The 18636-nt window shown below is 64.6% G+C and carries 22 protein-coding genes; 5 read left to right on the top strand and 17 right to left on the bottom strand.

Translation table 11 applies throughout. The features are described 5' to 3' along the window. Positions 1 to 54: 54 nt before the first annotated feature. Positions 55 to 2118, top strand: coding sequence for a mechanosensitive ion channel family protein (locus tag BMZ21_RS27715; protein ID WP_091842489.1), 2064 nt, complete (start codon positions 55 to 57; stop codon positions 2116 to 2118). Positions 2119 to 2416: 298 nt separating this feature from the next. On the opposite strand, the gene BMZ21_RS27710 is transcribed toward BMZ21_RS27715, so the two are convergent. From BMZ21_RS27710 to BMZ21_RS27700, 3 genes are all read right to left on the bottom strand, one after another. Then, positions 2417 to 3640 (bottom strand): sensor histidine kinase, encoded by a 1224-nt coding sequence (locus tag BMZ21_RS27710; protein WP_244544053.1) that lies wholly within the window; start codon positions 3638 to 3640, stop codon positions 2417 to 2419. 79 nt (positions 3641 to 3719) lie between these two features. After that, positions 3720 to 4382, bottom strand: a complete 663-nt coding sequence (locus BMZ21_RS27705; protein ID WP_091842484.1) for a response regulator transcription factor — start codon at positions 4380 to 4382, stop codon at positions 3720 to 3722. Next, a complete protein-coding gene (locus tag BMZ21_RS27700; protein WP_091842483.1) occupies positions 4379 to 4717 on the bottom strand; it encodes a PepSY domain-containing protein in 339 nt (112 codons plus the stop codon). The genes BMZ21_RS27705 and BMZ21_RS27700 overlap by 4 nt, the downstream gene beginning before the upstream one ends. A gap of 107 nt (positions 4718 to 4824) precedes the next feature. Between BMZ21_RS27700 and BMZ21_RS27695 the strand changes: the two genes are divergently transcribed. Beyond that, the gene (locus tag BMZ21_RS27695; protein WP_091842480.1) at positions 4825 to 5574 is read left to right on the top strand and encodes a hypothetical protein; all 750 of its coding nucleotides are present in this window, start codon (positions 4825 to 4827) and stop codon (positions 5572 to 5574) included. A 159-nt stretch (positions 5575 to 5733) separates the two neighbouring features. On the opposite strand, the gene BMZ21_RS27690 is transcribed toward BMZ21_RS27695, so the two are convergent. The 7 genes from BMZ21_RS27690 to BMZ21_RS27660 all read right to left on the bottom strand — a co-directional run bounded on the left by BMZ21_RS27690 (position 5734) and on the right by BMZ21_RS27660 (position 11512). Then, positions 5734 to 6273 (bottom strand): hypothetical protein, encoded by a 540-nt coding sequence (locus BMZ21_RS27690; RefSeq protein WP_244544052.1) that lies wholly within the window; start codon positions 6271 to 6273, stop codon positions 5734 to 5736. 183 nt (positions 6274 to 6456) lie between these two features. Further along, a complete protein-coding gene (locus BMZ21_RS27685; RefSeq protein WP_208862387.1) occupies positions 6457 to 7227 on the bottom strand; it encodes a 3'-5' exonuclease in 771 nt (256 codons plus the stop codon). 817 nt (positions 7228 to 8044) lie between these two features. After that, entirely contained in the window at positions 8045 to 8731 is a 687-nt protein-coding gene (locus BMZ21_RS27680) for a LuxR C-terminal-related transcriptional regulator (RefSeq protein ID WP_167561779.1), read from the bottom strand. 105 nt (positions 8732 to 8836) lie between these two features. Beyond that, positions 8837 to 9118, bottom strand: a complete 282-nt coding sequence (locus tag BMZ21_RS27675; protein WP_091842474.1) for a hypothetical protein — start codon at positions 9116 to 9118, stop codon at positions 8837 to 8839. A 135-nt stretch (positions 9119 to 9253) separates the two neighbouring features. Further along, entirely contained in the window at positions 9254 to 9916 is a 663-nt protein-coding gene (gene trhA, locus BMZ21_RS27670) for a PAQR family membrane homeostasis protein TrhA (protein ID WP_091842472.1), read from the bottom strand. 145 nt (positions 9917 to 10061) lie between these two features. Next, entirely contained in the window at positions 10062 to 10568 is a 507-nt protein-coding gene (locus BMZ21_RS27665; RefSeq protein WP_091842470.1) for a YciE/YciF ferroxidase family protein, read from the bottom strand. 38 nt (positions 10569 to 10606) lie between these two features. After that, the gene (locus BMZ21_RS27660) at positions 10607 to 11512 is read right to left on the bottom strand and encodes a hypothetical protein (protein WP_091842467.1); all 906 of its coding nucleotides are present in this window, start codon (positions 11510 to 11512) and stop codon (positions 10607 to 10609) included. A 342-nt stretch (positions 11513 to 11854) separates the two neighbouring features. Here BMZ21_RS27660 and BMZ21_RS27655 point away from each other — a divergent pair, with 342 nt between their 5' ends. Next, positions 11855 to 12208: a hypothetical protein gene (locus BMZ21_RS27655; protein ID WP_091842464.1), complete on the top strand. Its 354-nt coding sequence runs from the start codon at positions 11855 to 11857 to the stop codon at positions 12206 to 12208. Positions 12209 to 12343: 135 nt separating this feature from the next. Then, positions 12344 to 12607 (top strand): DUF1488 family protein, encoded by a 264-nt coding sequence (locus BMZ21_RS27650; protein ID WP_091842462.1) that lies wholly within the window; start codon positions 12344 to 12346, stop codon positions 12605 to 12607. On the opposite strand, the gene BMZ21_RS27645 is transcribed toward BMZ21_RS27650, so the two are convergent. The 3 genes from BMZ21_RS27645 to BMZ21_RS27635 form a co-directional block, all read right to left on the bottom strand. Further along, complete coding sequence (locus BMZ21_RS27645; RefSeq protein ID WP_091842459.1) at positions 12604 to 12786, bottom strand: hypothetical protein; 183 nt, start codon at positions 12784 to 12786, stop codon at positions 12604 to 12606. The two genes, BMZ21_RS27650 and BMZ21_RS27645, sit on opposite strands and share 4 nt — an antisense overlap. Before the next feature lie 521 nt (positions 12787 to 13307). After that, on the bottom strand, positions 13308 to 14315 hold the full coding sequence (locus tag BMZ21_RS27640) for a glycosyltransferase family 4 protein (RefSeq protein WP_091842457.1): 1008 nt from the start codon (positions 14313 to 14315) through the stop codon (positions 13308 to 13310). A gap of 20 nt (positions 14316 to 14335) precedes the next feature. Next, the gene (locus BMZ21_RS27635; RefSeq protein ID WP_091842455.1) at positions 14336 to 15943 is read right to left on the bottom strand and encodes an alpha-amylase family glycosyl hydrolase; all 1608 of its coding nucleotides are present in this window, start codon (positions 15941 to 15943) and stop codon (positions 14336 to 14338) included. A gap of 176 nt (positions 15944 to 16119) precedes the next feature. Here BMZ21_RS27635 and BMZ21_RS27630 point away from each other — a divergent pair, with 176 nt between their 5' ends. After that, entirely contained in the window at positions 16120 to 16338 is a 219-nt protein-coding gene (locus BMZ21_RS27630) for a hypothetical protein (RefSeq protein WP_091842453.1), read from the top strand. Between the two features lie 31 nt (positions 16339 to 16369). On the opposite strand, the gene BMZ21_RS27625 is transcribed toward BMZ21_RS27630, so the two are convergent. The 4 genes from BMZ21_RS27625 to BMZ21_RS27610 all read right to left on the bottom strand — a co-directional run bounded on the left by BMZ21_RS27625 (position 16370) and on the right by BMZ21_RS27610 (position 18603). Continuing rightward, entirely contained in the window at positions 16370 to 16630 is a 261-nt protein-coding gene (locus BMZ21_RS27625; protein ID WP_091842452.1) for a hypothetical protein, read from the bottom strand. 106 nt (positions 16631 to 16736) lie between these two features. Further along, a complete protein-coding gene (locus BMZ21_RS27620; protein ID WP_091842449.1) occupies positions 16737 to 16952 on the bottom strand; it encodes a hypothetical protein in 216 nt (71 codons plus the stop codon). A gap of 54 nt (positions 16953 to 17006) precedes the next feature. Further along, on the bottom strand, positions 17007 to 17246 hold the full coding sequence (locus BMZ21_RS27615) for a hypothetical protein (protein WP_143079830.1): 240 nt from the start codon (positions 17244 to 17246) through the stop codon (positions 17007 to 17009). Further along, positions 17233 to 18603, bottom strand: a complete 1371-nt coding sequence (locus BMZ21_RS27610; protein ID WP_091842444.1) for a glycoside hydrolase family 130 protein — start codon at positions 18601 to 18603, stop codon at positions 17233 to 17235. The genes BMZ21_RS27615 and BMZ21_RS27610 overlap by 14 nt, the downstream gene beginning before the upstream one ends. Positions 18604 to 18636 lie beyond the last annotated feature (33 nt).

Here is an 18636-nt window from a genome sequence, read left to right as displayed (position 1 = left end):
CGGCTGACATGAGCCGCCTGCACCACGAGACGTCTTGACCGCGCGGAGGGAGCCATGTCCGAGCGACCGCCGATACGCGAACGCATGCCAGTAAACCTCACGCGGCATTGTTCCGCGATGTTCCCCCTTGCCGCTTGCGCTGCGATCGGATGGATGAGTGCGGCGTGGGCGAGTGCCGAGGCCTCCTCCGCCGGCATCACAACGCAACGAAGCCTCGTCAGCTATCTGGCGCAGGGCCTCACCGCCATCCGGGACCTGTTCTGGCCGATCCTGACCGCGATTCCGCGGATTCCCGGCGAAACCAGCGATGCGGCCGCTCGTATACTGACCAGCGGCCATCCCGGACTTCTCTGGCGCGCTGCCTGGATCGTGGCGCTGTTGTTGTTGCTTCCGCATGCCATGCGCCGGGGAACCTCGCGCCCAAGGGCGCGCATGAGCGCCTCGAGGACGACGCGGCTCATGTCCGCTTTCGCGTGTGATGTCGGCGACCTGATCGTAATGTTGCTGGCAGCGGCCATCCTGGTTGAGATTGCATTGGGCGACAGTACGCTCATGGCCCGGCTGGGGATCGCCGTGGTCGATACCGTGCTCCGGTTCAGAATCATCATGACGGCCGTCAGGATATTGCTGCGCCCGAGCGAGCCGCCGCTGCGCCTCATCTCGGCCAGCGATGCCCAAGTCCGGCGTGCCATGCCGTTCCTGACGGCCTCACTGTTCCTGGCCGTCGCCTTTGTGACGGTCATACCGCTGCTGCTTGAAGCCGGAATGAGCTGGCCCGCCGGGCAGGCTTCGGGCGTAGCGGCGGGCATCATCGCCACCGCGTTGATGTGGACCGCGGCACGCCGCTTCCACGCCGAGGCTCCGACGCGCCTGCCGATGTGCGAAACCGGCTCCGGTATCGCCATCGGTGCCGCCGGGATCGCCTGGATCTATGGCGTCATGTCCCTCGACTTTCCATTCTACGTCGCGACGATCTCGATCGGCGGGATCGTCGTCGGAGCGTTCATCGTCGATCGGCTCCTGCAGGCCTACTGCAACGCCCATGGGGACGAGCGAGCGAATGCGTCCCTGCCATGGCACCTGGCGCGAGCGCTCGTTACGATCGTGCGCCTGGCCGCGACGCTGGGCGTGGTTCTGATCGTTGCCCGGTTTCTCGCGATGGACTTTCCAGCCTGGCTCGGGGAGCCGCGCTGGATCGAGGTCAATGAGAGCATCGCGCGGGCGGCTGTGGTCATCATCGTCGCCTATGCCCTGTCGGCCTTGGTCAGCACCTGGATCCGCGCCAGATTCGTGACCGTCACCCGCTATGTCCCGGGTGGGGACAACGAATTCCAGCCCGGTTCGCGCCTCCTGACCGTCATTCCTCTGCTCCAGTGGGGGATCACCTTCCTCCTGCTGGGAACGGGGATTCTGGTCGCTCTCGGAGAGCTGGGGGTCAACATCGCTCCGCTGCTCGCAGGCGCCGGCATTTTTGGGCTCGCTCTCAGTTTCGGCGCCCAATCACTCGTGCGCGATATCATTTCCGGCCTGTTCTATATGGCGGACGACGCCTTTCGCATCGGCGAATACATTCAGGCCGGGCAACTCAAGGGGACGGTGGAGAGCATCTCGCTTCGCTCCGTCCGACTTCGCCACCACCATGGCCAGGTGCATACCGTTCCGTTCGGCCAACTCGGCTCCGTGACAAACAGCAGTCGCGACTGGCTGATCGTCAAGTTCAACCTGCGGCTGGCGCGCGACGTCGATCTCGAGTTGGTGCGCAAGACCGTCAAGAAGGTCGGCGAAGAGCTGCTGGCCGATCCGGAGTTCGCACCCGAATTCCTCGAGCAGCTCAAGCTGCAGGGCGTTGCCGATATTCAGGAGGCGGCGCTCGTCGTGCGTCTCAAATTCACGGTTCGGCCAGGAAAGCCAACAGAGATCCGCCGAGAGGCACTGAAGAGGATCATGACAGTGTTCGCCGAGCGCGGCATCGCTTTCGCGTCCCACTCGGTGGTGGTGCACGGTGCGATGGATCACCCGGATGTCGCTGCCGGAGTCATGACAGCCACGACGAGAGGCCTCCTCACGGCGCAGCAATCCGAGCCTCGCGCAAACGTGGCCGACGGGGGCCGACCCTAATGCCGATGGTGCATGTGAAGCGCGGGATCCTCGAACAAGACATGACAGTCAGCGTATACCGAGAGCTGAATTCCAGCCGGTACGCCCGCAACACCGAATGCAGCAGCTTGGTTTCTCGATTGCAGGCGGAAACGGGAAATGAGAGCTCAGAGGGCCCAATCGTCGCTTGGGATGTATCGGCTGTAGGGCAATTTCGCTCCTCGAACGTCCGGCTTCCGGCAGCGCAGCAGAGCCAGCTATTGGCGCATCACCGGCAGCAAGGCCGCGCCCAGGATACCGAGTTGTGGCGGAATTTTCGCTAATCGGCGCTTGGGAGGGTCAGTTTGACAAGCAGACCCGGCTGCAGCTGGTTCAAGCTGACGTCACCTCCGTAAAGGGCCGCGATCTCTCGCGTGATCGGGAGACCAAATCCTGTTCCTGGCGTGACCTCATCGAGCCGCCCGCCGCGGCTTAGGGCAATCTCCGCCGCGTTCGCGCTGATGCCTACGCCGTCGTCCCGAACACTTATGACGACGCTGTGTTGAAGGCGCTCGGCGCTGATCGCGACTTCCGACGCCGCCCATTTGCAGGCGTTGTCGAGGAGGTTGCCGCACATCTCGTTGACGTCGTTGACGTCGCAGGCCAGCTCGATGTCGCCCGGTATCGAGACGCTGAAGCGCAGGCTGCGATCGACGTGGATCTTGGACAGCGCCAGAACGAGATCGTCGATCTGGGGGGCGAGCCGGGTCCGGAAATGTCGCCCGCCGAGCAGCGCAGCGGAGCGGGCACGACGCAGATGATGGGCGATGCGCCTGTCCATACCCTCGACCAGCGCGCGCAAAGCTTCGCGATCGACATCGTGTCCGGGCCTGAGCTCCGCCGCGAGCGTCGCCAAGGGCGTCTTCAGGCCATGGGCGAGATTGCCGATATGACTTCGTGCACGCTCGGCCTGGTCGGCATTTTGAGCAAGCAACGCATTGAGTTCGACGACCAGGTCGGCCACTTCGGCCGGCTGGCTCTCCGGGACACTGCGCGTGCGGCCGGCGCGCACGTCCGCCAGCGCGCGCGATAGGCGCCGCAGCGGCAGCAGGACGAGGAAGACCTGAGCCGTGACCGCGCCCATCAGCGCGAGCGCGAGGGCGCCCAGCGTGATGGCCAGCGTCCTCCGTGCGGTACGGATCGGCGCGCTGAGCGCTTCGCGCGGCGCTGCCGCGACGAGTTCGAAGGGCTCGGAGCCGCTCGCGAGCCGAACGGTCCGGTGGCGCAAATGCAGCGGCTCTTGGCGCGGCCCCTTGACCGGCTCCGTCAGAGCCAGTGTCGCGTCACCGAGCGAGCGCGAGCGCAGCAGTGCATCGCCTCCCGTCACCTGCCAGTACCAGCCCGACAAGGCCCGGTCGTAGGGCGGCAGATCGAGATCGCGCCGCAGCCGGACCGCGCCGTCCGAGCCGACGGTGAGCGCCGAGGCGAGTGCCAGCAACTGCGCATCGAGGCGTTGGTCGATCTGCAGGGCCGTGAACCGGTCGAGAGTGCGGTCGATCACCACGCCAGCGATCAGGAGAGCGATCAGGACGAAGATGACCGCAGCCAGCCAGAGCCGACGCGCAAGCGAAGGACGGCGCCGATCAGCCATCGCAGACCAGCCGGTAGCCGAGACCTCGGGCCGTCTCGATCCGCCCGGCGCCGATCTTCTTGCGCAGCCGCGCGACGATGACCTCGAGGGAGTTGGAATCGGTTTGGGCGTCGCCCTCATAAACCCGCTCGAACAGCTCCCCGCGCTGCACCGTCAAGCCTTTACGCAGGATCAACGTCGAGAGGACGCGCCATTCCAGAGCTGTCAGCTTGAGCGGCAGCCCCTCGAAGGTGAAGGTCGCGATCTGCGCGTTGAAGCGCAGGGGCCCGCAAACGATCTCGGGATTGGCGTGCCCCGCGGCGCGCCGCACCAGGGCACGCAGCCGCATGATCACCTCTTCGACCCGCACCGGCTTGACGAGGTAATCATCGGCGCCGGCCTTGAAACCCTCGACCTTGCTGGTCCAGTCGTCGCGGGCCGTCAGCACGAGGATCGGCAGCTGCCGCTGGCTGCGGCGCCATTCGGCGATGATCCGCAGGCCATCCACCTTGGGCAGGCCGAGATCCACGAGCGCGGCATCATAGGTTTCGGTCGAGCCCAGATGCAGCCCGTCTTCGCCGTCCCTGGCAAGATCGACGGCGCAGCCCTCCGCCCGCAAAGCGTCGCACAGCGAGCGCGACAGGGCCGGATCGTCCTCGATCACCAGAAGCTTCATGGCGCCGGCCGCTTTGTCGCAGAGCCACGCAGCGCACGGGCAAGATCGGGCCCCTCGGCGCTGAGATATCGACCGTCGATCGCAGCGATCCGCACGCTGATCACATCCCCAGCAGGAGTGAGCAGCCTGACCTCGTAGACTTCATCTCCGGGTTCATCGTCTTCGGCGTCGTCGAGCTCGACATCGATGACCTCGCCCATGACGCGCTCCTGCGCCACTGCGGCCGCCCGGGCTTCACCGATCCGCGCCTGGTCGATCTTGCCGGACGGTGCCGCGCCGGCCGCGCCGATACCGCATAGGCAGGCTAGAAGCGCGAGGGCGATCAGCGTTCTCATCGTGGTGGCCTATCGGAGCCGCCTGAACCGAAACTGAACGGAAAGGTTCAGGCTGGTGATGGCGATGTCGGTTCAGGATACGCTTCATCGCAACAGGAGTTTCGCTGATGTCCCTGAAATCATATCTTCCTCTCGCCATCCTGGCGCCGGCCGCCGTTGTAGCGAGCCTGTCGGGCATCGTTTCCGCCGTCGGCCGGCCGGCCCCGCCGTCTTCGACCCAGAGTTTCGGCATGGTGCGTCTGGAGGGTGAGGTTCGCGAGGTCTTCGGCAACAAGGTCATCGTCGAGGGGCCTGCCGGACGAACGCTCGTCGAGACCGGCCCCGAGGGGCGCGTGCGCGCACCGCTCGCGCCGGGCGACAAGGTCGTCGTCGACGGCATGCAACGCGACGGTTTCGTCCATGCCTCGGCAATCGCGAAAGCGGGCGGTCCGCGCATCGAACTCGGCCGCGGGCCCGATGCCGGACCGGGCGAGCGCCCCGGCGGCCGCCGCGGAGCCGACGCGGCCTATCGAGCGGACACCGTCATACAGGCCGTGACCACGGCCGGCTTCCGCGATGCCCGCGTGATCGACGTCAAGAAGCATCACGCCGAGGTCGCGGCTGTTGCAGCGGACGGTCGCAGCTATGAGCTCCATGTCGAGTTCGACGGCCGCATCAGGAAGCAGGAAGACACGACGTTGGTGCGCGACGAGGGCGCGATCAAGACACTGATCGAGAAGGCAGGCTTCACCTATGCCGGTCAGATGCGCCCCGAGAAGAAGCACATGGTCGTCTCGGCGACCAACTCGCGCGGCGAGAAGGTCGAGCTTGACGTTCATCGCGACGGCTCGATCCGCAAGGAACGCCGGGTCTTTTGACAGTCGGGGGCAAGCGGGCAGCTTTGGAGACGACGATGCAGCCCGCCGCTGCAGCCAGACGGGTAGTTGACCATCTGGTTTCCGGCCAAGGCTCACTGCACGCAAGTGGCGCCAGTACGAACTGTGCGTCCCACCGACCGCTTGCAGCCTTGCCCCAAATCACCGAAGCAGCCCGTCGGCGTCGAATTCGTCCCAGCCTGCGAGGCTTGGCGACGCCTCCTCGGCGGCCTCCCGCTCGGTTCCGCCAGGACCGGATGCGGCCTTCCGCTTCCGGGCGAGGGCTGCCTTCGCCGCAGCCCGCCGACGATTCTCGGCGCTCCGGATCGCATCCTCCTCCCGCCAGATTGTGGGCAGGTCGCCGTCGAGGATTGTCTCGATGTGTCGTGGGTCGAAGACGTGAAAGGTCACAGTGCGGGCGCGTCCGCGGAGCTTCACGGTACGCGTCCCAACACTTCGCAGGCGACCGTCCTCCAGCCACTTGTGACGCTCGCGCGAGGAGATCCCGAGGACATCCTCGATCTCGCTCGGAAGCATGGGCAATTCGCTGATGCTTTCGAGCGCATCGCCGATACGGCTGGCGAGCGCAGCGAAGTGCTCCGCGTCAGGCACCGAAAGGATGACGAGCCCAGCATCGACAGTGAGGTGCTTCCGCATGGTCCAAGGAAGACGACGGCGCAGCTCGCGTTCGATCCCCTTCATCCTGACCGAGGAGCCAAGCGTCGTCGATGAAGGAAGCGGCCATTCCGCGACCGATGGGGATGAAGCCGATGTCATGCCCGAGAATCCGTACCCGAAGTCTGCCTTCGTGGCTGGCCTGTCAACCGCTGGAGCACAACGACGTTCCAGTTGGCCTCCTCGCACGCATTCCCTCCGGACGTGCGATCACAGCAGGCTCGGCTGGACGGGTGTCAATGGCTCCGGGCCCAGCAGCTCTCCTCGCCGCCTCAACTCCGTCTCGGCGCTAAAACGGATATCAATGTCGCGATCCAGCGCCAAGTTGCGCAATGCCGCCTCGGGGGCCTGATCCCAGCTCTTGCCGCGGGCCGGGCCGGAAGGCACGCGCGGCAGAAGCCCGGGTTCGCTACTCCAGAGCAGCAGTTGGTCGAGCGATACCTCATTGAGCATGTCGCGCAGGTGATGGGCGGTGACATAGGCGTCAGGCATCGCCCGATGGGCCGGAAGACCGAGTTCGTGGATCAGCCCCTCCGGCATGCGCTGATAGCGCAGCATCTGGTTCGAGAAGCGCGGAAGATGTGGCCACAGCCGCAGCGCGCATTTCCAGGTACAAATCCAGCGTGCGCCTCCGGTCAGCGAGGCGGAGCAGTAGCGCATCTCGAAGCCGGCCCGATGGGCCGCGAGCGCGACCACGCCGCCTTCAGGGCGCAGCACGGACGGCGCGATCTGCTTCCAGAATGGCGCGCCCACCACGTCGATATCGCGGATGTGATGGACGGCCATGGTGTCAGCCGAGATCGCACGCCCGGGATCGACGAAGAGCGAACCACGCTCCTCGTTGATGAGCCAACGGCCACCGGCGTCACGCACGACATCCTGCCATCCGATCTCGCAGACGTCTTGCGGGCCGCCTCCCGCAGTCTCCAGGTCGATCACCCTGATGCGTTCGTGAATCATCGCCAGGAGATCGGCATTCATTCAGGACGGGACAAGTCAGCAGCGTCGAGCCGACTTCATTTTGCTCGGGTCGGCCGCCCACATCGCCATGGGTCAGAAACGCTCAGCGGACCCGAGCCGGTGACGTCCGCTTCCCGGGCCGGAAATCAACGACGATTAAGCCGCCACGGCCGACGAATTGCCACATCGAGACGGTCGTGGTCGGAAATCGCCAGAATAGGGCGTCCAAAATGCCGCTATGGGCAGGCTTTCCGAATCGCTCGATCAGCACTGCTTGACCGAGGAAACGTCTCGGGTAGAGCCCGTCCCAGTTCAGCCGGGAGTATTCCCGCACCTTCGGCGTCGCGCCGAAACGGGACGCGATGAATGCAGAGGCCTGAATCGACAAAGGAGCCGGAAGGCGGCGGCACGGTGCTATGCTCAATCGAGGTAGCATAGTGGCAGCAGCGCTTGCTCAACAGCGAAGGGCCGCTTTCGCGGCCCTGGCAAGTAACTGGCGCTATTGAGATTGTCTGGAGCGGGCGAAGGGATTCGAATCCTCGACACCAACCTCGGCAGGTGAATTACTTTAGTGTTCTGATGTTCCACTGGCGTTTGTGGCTGTCAATTGGAATTCACGCGCATCGCTCCCTTCCAGATTACATTGGATGAACTGGCGCGAGCCCGCCGGACGCTGGTGGAATAGCGTGGACCAACGAGACGGCAACCGCGAGGTAACCGCGGATTTTGGCGGTGACGAGGACCCAACGGCCTCGCGTCGAGTATGTCGCAATGCTCAATAAAATGGAGCTGCCGGAAAGACAGTCATCTGGCCTGCGGCGACCAAGGCCCCAGGACGTCAATCAAAAAGCGTCCATCCACGATCCGAGCCATATCGCATGATGTCTCCTCGTGAAGACAAACCTAGTTTCCTACAGGCGCGGAAGCGATAGGTTTCGACTGACCTGACGCTCAAGCCGGTCTGGTGTGCGATGCTCTTGTTCGAATTGTTTGAGACGACGAGTCGGAGAATCTGTATTTCGCGTTCGCTCAGTGCGTCATCCGGGTTGTCGAGGCGACTTTCCAGGCTGCCTATGGGGCGTCTTAATTCTCGCATCGACACCGCCAGGCCTCCATCGAGGTACAGCCCGCCGGCCCGAACAGCCTTTAGGGCTTGCAGCAGTCTGTCGTTGGAAGCGCCATTCAGCAGATAACCTGCGATGCCGAGCTGAAATGCTGCCTTGATCGCGCTCGCATCGCGATCGTCGCAGACAAGCAAGATCAGAATGAGCGGTGACACGCCCAGAATGCGCCTTACGGAGGCAAGACCGGCCGGCCTCAGCGTACCGATAGAGATGATGGCTACTTCGGGGTTCTGCGAGCGAATGAATTCGACCGCATCAAACATCGTCGATGGCACGCCAATTATGGTCGCACCGGGGACTGCTCCGACAAGTGCGTTAAGGCCAGCAAGCATGATGGGCTGATCGCCGAAAAGCGCAATCCGCTGCGGAGATGACGCCGGCATTATCGCGAGCCCTTCCATGGGCAGCATTTTCCGAGGTTTCAGATGGAGTCAGAAACAGCTCGCTGAAAGAGAAGCTTCTGCATCGCCCGGAATGGGAGCACGGCCTTCAAGAAATTTGCGTGTCTATTTCTTTTCGGTGCCCGAAGGACCGAACATCTCGGTTAGTGGCTTGTTTGGGTGGCGTGACCGGGCAGGCCGATCCGCATTGCGTTGTCGGGCTGAACCATTGATCTGCGCTTCACCGATCACGCGTTCCCGATCATCGAGACCCCTCACGCGATACTGAGGCTCGCCGTCGACAAGAGAGGGCAAGCGGCGCGTGACCGTATAGAGCCCGACGGCATTCTGGTCGTGAAAGCCGAAAGCCAGGCTGACCTGGTCGCCGACGTCATAGTGATGCGCCATTTCCGTCTCCTGCTTTCGTCAGCCGGAGGAGCTGAGACTAACAGTAGCACATCACATTGAGATCAAATCAAAAATCGGAGCTTTCGCGGCGATCGTGACACACGCATGCCGCTCCGTGAAAGGCCCTAAGCGCCGTCAGCTCGATGGAGCGATCGCATAGGCCTGAAACACGGCCCCGTAGAAACAGCCGGAGGCGACGAGCACGAAAGCGTGCCAGATGGCGTTCTGGAAGGGAAGCGTCTGCCAGACGTGAAAGACCACGCCCAACGTGTAAAGAAGACCGCCCGTCACGATCAGCCATAAGGCGAGGCTCGGAAGCTGCACGATGCTCTCCCAGGCGAAGATGCCGCTCCAGCCCATGAGGAGATAGAGCGCAATCGACAGCCGATCATATCGGCCGGGTAAGGCGACCTTGAGCACGACGCAGACAGCCGATGCGATCCAGACGACGGCCAGGAGGACATGCGCCGCCGCACTCTCGCCCATTCGCGCCAGGAAAGGCGTATAGGTTCCCGCGATCAGGAGGTAGATGGCCGAATGGTCGAAACGCCGCATCAGCCACTTCACCGGCGAAACCGGCAGCATGTTGTAGATGGCGGAGATGATGAGAACGGCGATCAGCGCGCAGCTGTAGATCGCAACGGGAATCACATCAGGGATAGGAGCTGCTGCGACGACGCGCACGATCAGGTACGCGACCGCGCCGACCCCCAGCACGATTCCAAGCCCATGGATCAGACCATCGGCCCAAAGCTCGGCACGATCGAAGTGGAAGCGCCCCTGCGTCGGCTGGTGCAATTCAGGCCCTTTCCCAGTCGCGCCATGTGGCTCGAATCCATAACGGAACGACGTCGATAGCAAGGGCGCCTGCAGACAATGTGACAACGCCAAGGAAAGGCTCGCCGAACACTGCTCGGCGAGCCCTTCCTGATACCTCTGCGGATCAGGCCGCTTTGGCGACGGCCGCCGAGTTGGCCGGCTCGCCGAGCTGCGTCAGCAGCTTGTCCGTCTTGGTCTCCTCGGCGAGGGTCGCATCCAGCAATGCAACCGCCTCCTTGTGGCCAAGCTGCTTGGCCCAGGATTTGAGCGTGCCGTAGCGGGTCATCTCGTAGTGCTCGACCGCCTGTGCGGAGGCGACGAGACCGGCATCCAGGGCCGGGCTGTCGGCGTAGTCCTCCATCACGGCCTTGCCTTCCTCGAGGATGCCGAGGATCGCGTCGCAGGTCTTGCCACGGGGCGCCTTGCCGATCGCTTCGAACACGTCGCTCAGGCGCTCGACATGGTTCTCGGTCTCGGTGCGATGGGTCTCGAAGGCCTTTTTCAGGTCCGGGGACTTGGCTGCCTTCGCCATCTTGGGCAGCGCCTTCAGGATCTGCTTCTCGGCGTAATAAACGTCCTTGAGCATGTCATGGAACATGTCGTCGAGGGCTTTGGGTGCAGTCGTGGCCATGTTTGTCTCTCCAGGTTTTAAGGGTGCAGGCTTGGGGATCAGGCCTCGACCTTGTCGCGGGCACGGCCTCCGACAGTTGCGCCATAGCTTGAAGCCAGCGCTCCGATCAGCATCGCGATGAAGGTTGCCAGGGCGAAGGAAGCAGCGCCTTTTCGGGCAATGTCGGCCGTCTCGCGAGCCGTCTGCTCGGCCTTGGCGGCGACTTCCTTCGTCTTGGCTATGGCGTCGTTGATGCGCTTTTCGGCATCAGGCTGGCTGATGCCGGTCTGAGCCGCGATCACGCTCGCGACATAGGTCTTGTCGGCAGGCGCCATGTCGCCATTGCGGATGCTCATCGCGACGATCCGGCCGACCTCGGCGCGGGCCGGGGCAGCGTCGGTCGACGACGGAGCCGGACGGTCGGTACGAAACAGGGAATCCGTCAAGTACGCGGAGGGGTCCAGATTTGTCAGATCGACGCGACCGGCCGCCTGGCCCGCCATGCCGGAGACGGACGATGCGACCCCTGACGCTGCGCTGGCGCCAAGCCGTGCTGTGCCGCCAATGATCGCAGACGCGGTCGAGGCCAGCAGCAGTGCGGTGACAATCGCGCTGACGGCCCAAGTCATGAAGCCGTGCGCCGTGTCGCGGAACGCGACCTCGTCAGTGTGGAGACCGACGCGCTTGGTGCGCAGCCGGCCGGCGAGATAGCCGCCGGCACCGGCCGCCAGAAGGTGAACAATTGCCAGCCAGGCCAGGGCAGCGATGCCGAACGTCGTGGCGGTGACGCCAGCGCTCGACCAGGGCGAAACGGAGGTGAAGCCAAGCCCGGCGCCGGCGGCGAGGAGCATAAGGGAGATCGACGCGCTGACGACGGCACCTCCCAGTACAGCGCTCCAGGACACAGCGGAGGACGCGCGTGCAGCAGTGCCGTCGGCGACGCCACGGGCGGTATAATCTGTCATGTGGATAGTACTTTCAGGGCGCCGCCTGCGGCGCATTGTGGATGGCCCGATGGCCGCTCGATCTCAGCCCAACTTGTGAAGGGCAGCTCTGTTCCACGCCAGGCAGATCGCTATAGCCGCATCAGCGCCAGGCCATTGCCAGATGCACGCCGCAGAGACCCGTATGCCGGATCGACACGTCGCGATCATCGAAGAAAATGGGGCTCGTCGAATATTCCGATGCTTCATCTAAATATGTCGTTGAAGAAATAATTGAATCGAATCAAATGATGATCAGTCACTCTCAAACCGTGATATGCTTTTCTACGGGAGATTTTCTTCCGGTTCGGAAAGTCCGACATCATGAAAATTCCAGCAGAACTGAAGCCGGCCGCCTGGGGCGCCGTCGGCGGGGCTATTGCCCTTGCGATCATCGGTTTCACCTGGGGCGGGTGGGTGACGCACAGCACGGCGGAGCGAGAAGCCAGGGCACGTTCGAGCACCGCTCTTGTGGCTGCGCTCTCGCCGATCTGCGTGGCGAAGTTCCAGCAGCAGGCCAACGCGACCGAGCAACTCGTAGAACTCAAGAAGATCAGTTCCTGGCAGCAGGGGGATTTCATCGCGAAAGGTGGATGGGCGACAATGCCCGGGAGTCCTTCGCCAGATTCGGACGTGGCCAAGGCCTGCGCGGCAGCCCTGGGCGTTCCGAAAACCTGAGCCGGCTCCATTCGTCGCGCGGGATTGCGACCGGCCTGCACCTTGTCGCGCGACGCAGCCTCTCGGCGTCGCGTGACAACGATCCCAGCGCACCGGCGGCGCGCCTGAACCTGGTCAACCCTGGAGGATGATCCGATGAGCCTCCACTTTCCCAATCCGATCCGGCGATATGACGCCGCACGGGACTGTGTGTGCTTCTGGGGCTCCGATTCGGCCCTGGAGATTGCATTCGAGGTCGAGCTCGGAGCGTTGCGCAGCATCGACTCGTCAGCCGGGCCGGGCGAAGCGTCGATGCTGCGGGCGTATGATGGCCATCTCGCGACCATCCAGAAGGCTGCTGGGGCAGCCTATTCCCGCAAGCGCCAGAGCTACCATCGATTGACTGCTGCCGACTTTTAATCGTGCTCGCGTTTCTCCCCCGGCGACTGGCCCCCGGGCTTCCCGGGGACGTCGGTTTGCCGCGGCGTGACCTTGCCGGCAGCCGGCGCGGGTTCGGCCGGCGCGGCTGTCGGGATGTTCGTCGGCTTATTGGTGTTTGCGGCCGGCTTCGGCTCGATCGTGCTGAAACGGATCATCATTGTCCCTGTCGGTTCGCTGACACTCGCAGCATGAACTCGGTCCATCAGACCGCTGCCCGAGAGCACTGGACGCTACTTCCTCTTTGGCGCTGCGGCCTTCACGACCACAGCGGAAAGACTGTTGGGGGCGGGAGCTGCAAGTTTAGGCTTGTCCTGCTTCGGCTTCTTGGCCTCTCGGTTTCCGCGTCGTTCGCCTTTAGACATGCCGTTCTCGTCCTCGTTCGGAGATCGCGGGGCGCGATCTCTCGGGTCGTGCCGGCCGAAGCTGGGCGCCTCGCAGGCAGCCGCCCATTGAAATGCGCATGCGAAACAGCGGGCGCGGATGTCACTCAGGAGGGGCGAGCAAGGGCTCGGTGCAGTGCGGCCGGCTAGCAGCTGCCGCGGCTACCTGGGGGCGAACCCAGGCGAGTCCTGTCGAAGCAGAGTTGCAGCCTAGGCCAGGGCTGAGGAAAGCGCACGTTATTTCTCCGTGGCGATCCCTTGGGAGCCGCGCGCCTCCGCCCGGCGGGAGCGCATGTGGTTTATCCGAGGATGGACCGATATAGCTGGAGATAGCGATCGGCCATTCGCTCGACGGTGAAGCGCGCCGCGACGGCTGCCCGGCAGGCAGCGCGGTCGATCTCGGAGAGGCGTGCGATCGCAGCCACGGCCTCCTCAATGCTATCGACCAGGAACCCGGTCACGCCGTGCTCGATCAATTCCGGCATCGAGCCGCGGCGGGAGGCGATGACGGGCGTGCCGCAGGCAAGCGCCTCGATGACCGACAATCCGAACGGCTCCTCGAAGTTGATCAGGTGCAGCAACGCCTTGGCGGAGCCGAGCGTTTGCGTGCGGGCGCTGCCGCCCACTGGTCCGAGATAGACCACGCTCTCGCTTTCGAGCGCGGGCGCGACCTGCGCGTCGTGGTAGCCGCGATCCTGGATGATGCCGGCCATGACCAGCCGCCGGCCGGCTGTGCGCGCGGCGGCGATCGCCTCGGCCGCTCCCTTGTCGGGGTGGATGCGGCCGAAGAAGAGCAGGTCCTCGCTCCCTACCGGATCGAACGGAAAATCCTCGATCCTGATGCCGTGATGGATCGTCGCGGCATAACGCAGATCGGGGTGCCGGTCCGCGGCGCTGATCGCGACATAATGGGCCCGGTCCTCATAGGCCTTGAAGGCCGGCAGGATGCGCTCCGAGGAGAAGCCGTGGATCGTCGTCACCACCGGCGTGTTGGCCAGGCGCGAGAAGGCGAGCGGCACAAAATCGGCCTGGTTGTGGATGATATCGAACTCGCCGGCGCGTTCGAAGACATGGGCGACGTGCAGCAGCTCCCAGACCTTGGCGTCGATCGTCGGGTCTTCGGAGTACGGCGCCGGGCAGATGCCGGCCAAGGTGCCCGCCGTATGACTGTCCCGGGTGGCGAACAGGGTGACGTCGACGCCGCGCGCCAACAGGGCCTCGGTCAACAGGCTTGTCACCAGCTCCCAGGGGCCGTAGTGGCGCGGCGGCGTGCGCCAGGAGATCGGCGCCAGCATCGCGATACGCATCGGTTTCCCCTTCTCTCTGCTCAGTCGGCGAGCGTCAGGATCACGCCCTCGTTCGGCCGCAGGAGCAGAGCTCCGTCCTGCACCGGCGCTGCATCGGCGAGCGTCGACAGGAGGGGGCGGCAACCATGCGCCCAGGTCGGCAAGGCCAGGCGCTGCAGCTTCGCCGCGAGATTGAGCGCCACGATCAGCCGCTCCGCACCATGCCGGCGCTCATAGGCGAGTATATCGCCCTCGGCATCCAGCAGCGCGACATCACCGATAGCCAGTGCAGGATGGTAGCGTCGGACCGCGAGCAATTGGCGATGCAGCGCCAGCAGCGAGCCCGGCTCGGCCGATTGACGCTCCACGTTCCGGGCGGGCCAATCGGCGTTGAGCGGCAGCCAGGGCGCAGCGGTGCTGAAGCCGGCATGCGCACTGGCGTCCCACGGCATCGGCGTGCGGACCGGATCGCGCCCGAGGCCCTTGCCGGGCTGGCGTAGCTCGCGTGGATCCTGGACCTGGTCGGGTGGGATAGGCACATCTCTCAGCCCGACCTCATCGCCATAATAGAGGGTGGGCGTGCCACGCAGGGTCAATAGCAGCATCGCTGCGACCCGAGCCTGGCCTCCTCCCAATCTGGTCGCGACGCGCGGTCGGTCATGATTGCCAAGGACCCAGTTGGGCCACGCGCCAGGCGGCAGCGCCGCCTCGTAGGCGATGATGAGCGCCGCCAGCGCCCGCGCCTGCCAAGGCGCCTCGATCAGCTGGAAATTGCCGGGCAGATGCACGCCAGGCCGACCCTCGCCATAATAGTGCATCAGCCGCTCGACCGGCAGATAGATCTCCCCGATCAACAGGCGCTCGCCCTGTCCCGCGGCCTGATCGTCATCCGCGAGGGCACGCATGCCGGCTGCGATGTCGTGGACCTCGGGCTGGTCGGTCGAATGCAGCTGGAGCAGGCGATCCATCTCGCCGAGCGCTGGTGCGTAGGCCGGGTTCGGCGGATTGTCGGGGAAGTCGGCCGCCTTGATCAGGTGCCAAAGCACGTCGATGCGGAAGCCGTCGACGCCGCGGTCGAGCCAGAAGCGCAGCACGTCGTGCATCGCTGCCTGTACGGCCGGGTTGCGCCAGTTGAGGTCCGGCTGCTGCTTCAGGAAGGCATGATAGTAGTACTGGCCGCTGGCCTCGTCCCATTCCCAGGCAGGGCCGCCGAAATCGCTGATCCAGTTGTTGGGCGGCCCGCCCCCGGGGGCAGGATCGCGCCAGAGATACCAGTCCCGTTTCGGATTGCTGCGCGAGGAGCGGCTTTCGGCGAACCAGGGATGCCGGTCGGAGGTATGGTTTGGCACGAAATCCAGCAGGAGCTTAAGCCCGCGCGCATGGGCCTGCGCCAGCAGGTCGTCGAAATCGGCGAGCGTGCCGAAGCGAGGATCGACGTCGCAGTAATCGGAGACATCGTAGCCGAAATCGGCCATCGGCGAGGGGTAGATCGGCGAAATCCAGATCGCATCGACGCCGAGTTCGGCAATATAGTTCAGCCGCCGCGTGATACCCGGGACGTCGCCGATCCCATCGCCGTTGCTGTCCTGGAACGAGCGCGGATAGATCTGGTAGATCACGCCGCTCTGCCACCATGGCGTGGGCGTCATCGCCTCACCGCGCGCGGCCGGGAGACAACGGCCTGATTGCCCAGCAATCTCGCTGCAAACCGGAACAATAACCCCGCGGCGACAGTTCGCTCTTCATGACCAATCTCCGCAAGGTTCCATCGATCCGTCCCGATTCGGCCCCCGAGCAAGGGAGGCCGCCGGCCGGAGACCACGACATGGAGCTGTCGCTCCCGGCGGATGCTCCGCGCAATGTCGTCAGAAAGCGGCAGCAGCGGGCTGCGCGTTCGCTGGCCGGCCGGCATATCGATGAGGCGCTGTCGGAACTGCCGATCTCCGACCAGGCCAGGGCGTCGCGCAAGGCGAAGCTGATCGAGCTGCCGGACGACACCCCGATCAAAAGACTTGCGAAGCGATCCAAGCCCGTTTCGGCCTAGCCAGCGTCTGCGCGCCGCTGGACGGCCTTGCTCAGTCATCGGAATCGGGCCGCTCATCGTCGACAACGCGCCGGCAGGTTCCCCGGGTAAAGCGCTCGATCTCGGCCAGCGCGGCATCGAGCGACCCGAATGGGCCTCGCCGCATGGCCTGCATCGTTTCGATCGCCTGGCCGGCAGGGTAGATCATGAATTCGCCCTCCGCCCTGTCCTCGACATATCCCATCGCTCGACCCAGCAGGTCGGTCAGCAGCCAGGCCGTTCCGTCCGGCTTACGTGTCACGTCGATGTCCAAGCGATCTCCGTTCGTTGGCCCCCGATCCTAGGAACTCAAGGGGCGGGCTTTAACCAATCCGGAGCGTGGTCTAGTGGTCGGTCCCCGGAGACCGTCATCAAGCGCGTCAGACGGGCCGTTTGCGCTTGGGCGCCGACGCTGCAGCGGCTCGGTCGACGGCCTCCTTCTGCAGCCGCAATGCCCTCAAGCGCGCCGTGTTGGCGTCGCGCGCCTGATTGATGGTGTCCGTTTCGGACAGCACGCGATTGCGCGACAACGACTGGGTTTGCGTTCTCAGGAACGCAGCATCTGCGGTCACGCGGGATTTCGAGTTCTCTGCCAAGTGTCTTCTCCGGAGTGGGTCGGCGTGGGGTAGGAGACGCGCCTTGAGCAAGCGTCACACGACGCGGCTGCGCACCGATCCTGGGCTGTCCGAAACAATCTGGTCATGGCCGATCGCCCGCTCATGGCCGTCGGCGCCGCGAACGCGGTATTCGCGCTCGCCGCTCGCCCGCGTCGGCATGATCCGCACGATCTCGTAGTCACCGGCACCAGACTGATCAGCGAAGCCGAAGGACAGCCGGACCATGTCTCCCGGCGCGATCGAGCGGTGGGTCGTGGGCTTATCTTGGGTCATGTTCGTGCTCTTTCTCAGGGAAGGCGCCCTGCCGCAGATCATGCGTTTCGTCGGCGCTGACCGGGCTCAGGGCCTGCAGCAGCGCCTCGATCCTGATCGTCGCGAAATTGCAGTAGGTGTCGGAAACCGCATAGGGCAGGACGATCTGGTCCCGGTGGCGCATCGCGCCGCAGGTGTAGACGACGTTGGGAACATAGCCCTCGCGCTCGGACGGCTCCGGCCGGACCAGGGGCTCGCGCGAACGCGCCAGCACCTTCGATGGATCTTGTTTGTCGAGCAGGACGGCACCGATCGCATAGCGCCGCACCGGCCCGACGCCATGGGTGAACAAGAGCCAGCCTTCGTCGAGCTCGATCGGGGAGCCGCAAGTTCCGATCTGGATGAACTCCCAGGGGTATTGCGGCTTCAGGATCGCGACGCCGCCGTCCCAGTTCATCAGGTCGTCCGAATAGACGAGATAGAGGTTCTCATTGTCCTGCCGCGCGATCATGGCGTAGCGGCCGGCGATCTTGCGCGGGAACAGCGCCATGCCCTTGTTCACGGCGGCGCTGCCCCGCAGCGGCGACATCCGGAACGACAGGAAGTCGTTCGTCTCGATCAGCTCGGAGCGTATCCCCCTGCCGTTATAGGCCGTGTAGGTCGCGCGAAACACGCTGCGCCCGCCCTCATCGAACTCGACGAAGCGCGCATCCTCGATCCCGTTCGACTGCGAGGCCGTGATCGGAAAGATCACCCGCTCGCTGATGTCGCCGTCCGAGGCGAACGCCACTTCGACATCGTCGCCGTCGAGGCGCACCATGCGATTGCGGAAGGTCGCGATCGTCGCGAGGCGCGAGGTCGGATCGACGCTCAGGCTGCCGTCGGCGGCGATCGTGCCGGAGCGGAAGGTCAGGGACGAGATATGGCCCTCGCCGACAGCGCGCAGGCTGAGGATGAAGCGTCGCCCGCCAGGCGGAGCACCGGACTGGTCGGGGTGCGAGACAATGCTTGGATTGAAGAGGGCTGCCGCCTCGAACGAGTACTCGTGCAGGAAATAGGATCCGACCAGCTGGCGTTGCGTCCTGCTGAACTTGCAATGCGTGGTGAACACCTCCTCCATCTCGTCGGCGCGCGCCTCGAAGCGCTCCAGCAAGTTCCGGTGCCGGCCATTGAAGTTCTCCAGCACCTCGGCGAGCTGGCCTGCCGCCGCCTCCTGGTCCAGCCCCATCACGCGCGCGACGATGTGGTTCGCGCGCAGCTTGTCGGTCGGGTTCATGTCGCGCGGATCGGGCGAGGGCCCGAAGCGACGCACCACGACCCGAGCGGGATCGGGATGCAGATGCAAAGCCTGCAGGTTCAGGAAGGTGGCTTGCGGCAAGGCGGCCCCAGTTCGGTTTGTGCGGATCGCCGA

Source organism: Allobosea lupini (assembly GCF_900109525.1).
Lineage (GTDB): Bacteria > Pseudomonadota > Alphaproteobacteria > Rhizobiales > Beijerinckiaceae > Allobosea > Allobosea lupini.
Note: the sequence above shows the minus strand (reverse complement) of the source record. Positions and strands in the feature narration are given on the sequence as shown.

Excerpts from the sequence above, each read along its gene's own strand:
- BMZ21_RS27690 (WP_244544052.1), bottom strand. The coding sequence starts at position 6,273 with ATGAAGGGGATCGAACGCGAGCTGCGCCGTCGTCTTCCTTGGACCATG.
- BMZ21_RS27675 (WP_091842474.1), bottom strand. The coding sequence starts at position 9,118 with ATGGCGCATCACTATGACGTCGGCGACCAGGTCAGCCTGGCTTTCGGC.
- BMZ21_RS27695 (WP_091842480.1), top strand. The coding sequence starts at position 4,825 with ATGTCCCTGAAATCATATCTTCCTCTCGCCATCCTGGCGCCGGCCGCC.
- BMZ21_RS27615 (WP_143079830.1), bottom strand. The coding sequence starts at position 17,246 with ATGACCCAAGATAAGCCCACGACCCACCGCTCGATCGCGCCGGGAGAC.
- BMZ21_RS27655 (WP_091842464.1), top strand. The coding sequence starts at position 11,855 with ATGAAAATTCCAGCAGAACTGAAGCCGGCCGCCTGGGGCGCCGTCGGC.
- BMZ21_RS27630 (WP_091842453.1), top strand. The coding sequence starts at position 16,120 with ATGGAGCTGTCGCTCCCGGCGGATGCTCCGCGCAATGTCGTCAGAAAG.
- BMZ21_RS27680 (WP_167561779.1), bottom strand. The coding sequence starts at position 8,731 with ATGGAAGGGCTCGCGATAATGCCGGCGTCATCTCCGCAGCGGATTGCG.
- BMZ21_RS27715 (WP_091842489.1), top strand. The coding sequence starts at position 55 with ATGTCCGAGCGACCGCCGATACGCGAACGCATGCCAGTAAACCTCACG.
- BMZ21_RS27700 (WP_091842483.1), bottom strand. The coding sequence starts at position 4,717 with ATGAGAACGCTGATCGCCCTCGCGCTTCTAGCCTGCCTATGCGGTATC.
- BMZ21_RS27635 (WP_091842455.1), bottom strand. The coding sequence starts at position 15,943 with ATGACGCCCACGCCATGGTGGCAGAGCGGCGTGATCTACCAGATCTAT.
- BMZ21_RS27660 (WP_091842467.1), bottom strand. The coding sequence starts at position 11,512 with ATGACAGATTATACCGCCCGTGGCGTCGCCGACGGCACTGCTGCACGC.
- BMZ21_RS27665 (WP_091842470.1), bottom strand. The coding sequence starts at position 10,568 with ATGGCCACGACTGCACCCAAAGCCCTCGACGACATGTTCCATGACATG.
- BMZ21_RS27640 (WP_091842457.1), bottom strand. The coding sequence starts at position 14,315 with ATGCGTATCGCGATGCTGGCGCCGATCTCCTGGCGCACGCCGCCGCGC.
- BMZ21_RS27685 (WP_208862387.1), bottom strand. The coding sequence starts at position 7,227 with ATGAATGCCGATCTCCTGGCGATGATTCACGAACGCATCAGGGTGATC.
- BMZ21_RS27650 (WP_091842462.1), top strand. The coding sequence starts at position 12,344 with ATGAGCCTCCACTTTCCCAATCCGATCCGGCGATATGACGCCGCACGG.
- BMZ21_RS27705 (WP_091842484.1), bottom strand. The coding sequence starts at position 4,382 with ATGAAGCTTCTGGTGATCGAGGACGATCCGGCCCTGTCGCGCTCGCTG.
- BMZ21_RS27645 (WP_091842459.1), bottom strand. The coding sequence starts at position 12,786 with ATGATGATCCGTTTCAGCACGATCGAGCCGAAGCCGGCCGCAAACACC.